General features: G+C 65.4%; 3 protein-coding genes. 2 read left to right on the forward strand and 1 reads right to left on the reverse strand.

What is annotated here, in order from left to right:
* Positions 1-279 precede the first annotated feature (279 nt).
* Positions 280-2,232: a hypothetical protein gene (locus ACE3UY_RS04045; protein WP_374686271.1), complete on the forward strand. Its 1,953-nt coding sequence runs from the start codon at positions 280-282 to the stop codon at positions 2,230-2,232.
* Positions 2,233-2,285: 53 nt separating this feature from the next.
* Here ACE3UY_RS04045 and ACE3UY_RS04050 read toward each other — a convergent pair whose 3' ends face one another.
* A complete protein-coding gene (locus tag ACE3UY_RS04050; RefSeq protein WP_374686272.1) occupies positions 2,286-3,128 on the reverse strand; it encodes a class I SAM-dependent methyltransferase in 843 nt (280 codons plus the stop codon).
* 83 nt (positions 3,129-3,211) lie between these two features.
* Between ACE3UY_RS04050 and ACE3UY_RS04055 the strand changes: the two genes are divergently transcribed.
* A partial coding sequence (locus ACE3UY_RS04055) for a class I SAM-dependent methyltransferase (RefSeq protein ID WP_374686273.1) occupies positions 3,212-3,525 on the forward strand: 314 nt, incomplete at its 3' end.

A 3,525-nucleotide genomic window follows, 5' to 3' on the forward strand; every position in this document is an offset into this window, starting at 1 on the left:
AGGATGGCGATCATCATCAATTCGAGCACGTCCCGCTTGCCGATGATGACGCGCTCCACGTTGTCCAGGACTTGGCGAGAGAACTCTTGAATGTCGTTCATAAGTCAAGAAGCATCCACAGATTGCACAGATGACACAGATTTTGTAGAAGCGGCCTGTGGGGTCTGCCCTGTCTATGAATACCGGTCTATTGAGGATAGGTGAAACAATCGGAAACAAGACGATGTTACCATGATGCGTGTCATTTGGTAAAGCGACTGATCTGCTACAATACGTGCGATGTCTGTCCCAACCCCAAAGCCGTCCATCGACGCGTCCTTCGACGCGGATTTCGCCGATCGTCTGGCGCGCTTTGAGACGTACAACAAGCACAACTATCGTCCCAATACCTACTTGCACAAGTGGTGGGGGCGGCGCTGCGGCAGCACATTTCGGCTCATCCTCAAGGGGCTGGTGGATGATGCGGCCCACGCACCCTACTACACCCCGCTGGGCCTGGCGGGCAAGGTCATCCTCGACCCGATGATGGGCGGCGGGACGACGCTGCACGAGGCGCTGCGCCTGGGAGCCAGCGTTATGGGCGTGGACGTTGACCCCATCCCTGTGTTGCAAGCGCGGGCCAGCCTGACCGACCGGCCGCCGGCCGCCCTGCGCGCCGCCTTTGATCGCTTCCACGACTGTCTGGCGGACAGCCTGGGCGATCTGTTCCTGACCAGTTGTCCCACGTGCAGCGCGGCGACGCCGCTGTGGCACGCGCTCTATGGGTTGCGCCGCCGCTGCGCTTGCGGCGACGTGCTGGTGGTCGATTCGCTGACCATTCGCCAGCAGGCAGACGGCGCGATCCGTCTGTGCCCGGCTTGTGGCGCGGTCGATGCGCCCGCCCATGAGTGCCGGCCCACCGGGCTGCGCCTCGTTGAGAAGCGGCAGGAGACGTGTGCACACTGTGGCGAACGGTATGAAGAACTGATCGACCGGCCCTACTTCGCCCGCTACGAGATGCTGCTCATCGCCAGCCACTGCGCGGAGCACGGGCTGTTCTACAAGCCGCCCGATGGCGCTGACCGCCGTCGGCGCGCTCGCGCCGACGAACGGCGGGCCGCCCTGGCGTTTCCAGCTGGCGACTTCGATGTCGTCCCCGGCGATAAGTCGGTTGACCTGGTGCGGCGGGGCATCGGCAGCTATCTCGACCTCTTTTCCAGTCGCCAACTGATCTTCCTGCAAGAGGTCATCCACCATCTGCCGAGCGATGACCCCATCATCCGGCTCAACCTGGCCCTGTTGGTGTCTACGTCGCTGGAGTTCAACTCGATGCTGTGCGGCTATAAAGGGGCCGGCCAGCGCCGCGCCGGGGCGGTGCGCCACGCCTTCGCCCACCACGGTTACGCCTTCCCCTACACTGCGCTGGAAACCAACCCGATCTACCCCCGCCGGGCGTCCGGCACGCTGTGCAAGCTCTTTCACAGTCGCATCGAGCGCGCCCGCGTCTGGGCTGCCGCGCCGGTGGAGCGCGATCTGGGCGCCGGCCGGCCGCGCTTCGTCCCTATCCCCGGCGAGCGGGACGGAGGTGAGGAGGTCGATGCGGCTGCCGCGCTTTCCGGCGGGGAGCGGCGCTTCTTTCTGATGCAGGGTTCGGCCACAGCGCTGCCAGCGGCGACCGGCAGCATCGACGCCGTGGTCACCGACCCGCCTTACTACGACAGCATCCAGTATGGCGATCTGGCGGCCTTCTTCCGTGTCTGGCTGCGCCAGTTTGTGCCCGACGCGGCCAATTGGGACTATGACGGGGCGACGGCGGCTGTCAGTTCCGAGCGTGAGGTCAGCGCCGATCAATACGTTCGCCTGCTAACCGGCATCTTCCGCGAATGCCGCCGCGTGTTGCGGCCGGAGGTAGGGCGACTCATCTTTACCTTCCACCATTGGCAGCCGCGGGCCTGGGCGGCGTTGACAACAACCCTGTACGACGCCGGCTTCACGTTACTCAACCGCTACGTCGTGCATGCCGAGCATCCGATGTCGGTCCACATCAGCAATCTCCGGGCGCTGACGCACGACGCGATTCTCGTGCTGGCTCCCGGCCGGCTGGAGCACAGCCCGGCGTGGCAGCAGCCGGTCGCCCTGGCGCACGAGGACAGCTACCACTTCACCGAACGGTGCGCCACGCTGTTGGGGTGGATGCTGGATCAGGAACGGCTGACGCGCGAGGAGATTGAGCGGGGATGGCGCAAATTGTGACGCAGTAGGGGCAGACCTGCGTGTCTGCCCAGAGCGCACACGCGGGTGCGCCCCTACAGGTACTCGAGGTTTAGAGCCAGTTGCCGGGCGGCGGTGGGCGACGGTTTGTCCGCGCGGACGCAGTAGACAAGGCCGCGCAGTATCTCTTCGCGCTGCACGATGAAGTCGGCCTTCGCCAGTAGATCGCGCCACTGCTCGGGCGGCGGCAACGGCCGGGTGATCATGACCGCCAGCAGCAGATGTGATCGGGCGCGCACGCGCTCGGCCAGCAGCAGCCGCCCGTTGGGAACCAGGATGCGCCACGCTTCGCGCAGTAGTTGATCCCGCTCCTCCAGCAGCCAGAACTCCGACAAGATGTGGGGCAGATACACCGCGCTGACGCTCCGGTCGGGCAGGGGGAGCAGACCGGTTCTGCCGTCGATCCAGTTCAGCCGGGGGTCGGGCGGTGGCTTGCGCGAGCGGGCGCGGGCGCGCCGCAACGTGCCGCCGAGGTTCGATTGGGGGTTGTACACGTCGATAACGGTGGCCTGGCCGGTGGTCAAGCGTTGGGCGACCAGGATGGCCGGTTCCCTCAGCCCCAGGTCGATGCAGACAAGTCTGTCGTCCGGCCGGGGCTGCCCATACTCCAGCAACAAATCCATCGCCGTTCCCCCCGGCGCGTCATGCAGTTGGTAGGCCAGCCACAGCGCGGCGACCAGGAAGTAGGAGGCCACCATGATGAGCGCCAGCGCGAAGGGGATGAACGAGTACCAGCCCGCGGCCAGCCCCAGGCCCAGCAGCAAAACGGCCGCCACCAGCGCGCCATAGAGGGCGAAGAAACTCGGCCAATTGGCCCGAATGTGACGCCGGGTGCGCCACAGGCGGGGCGTATGCGCGCGGGTATGGGTCTGGGTCATGCTGCTCTCTAACTTTTGTTGCAGGCTATCCTCTGCTATTGTAGGGCAACTGTTTTTCAACGTCACTCATAGTGGAGCAGCCCATGACCGATGGCCCGAGCGCTTATGATCGATTCTTAGGAAGGTATCAAGAGGGGCGTGTGCCGTGGGACGAGGTCGCGCCGCCGCCGGAGATCGAGGCGCTGGCGGCCGAATTGCCGCCGGGGCGGACGCTCGATCTCGGCTGCGGCTATGGCCGGGCGCTTATCTACCTGGCGACGCGGGGCTGGGTGGGAGATGGTATCGACTTCGTCCCGCAGGCCGTGGACGAGGCGCGGCGTAGGGCAAGAGCCGCCGGCGTCGCCGACCGCGTCTGCTTCCACGTGGCGTCGGCCACAGCGCTATCTTTCTTGAAGCC

It is taken from the genome of Promineifilum sp. (SeqCode), assembly GCF_041918635.1.
Classification (GTDB): Bacteria; Chloroflexota; Anaerolineae; order Promineifilales; family Promineifilaceae; genus Promineifilum.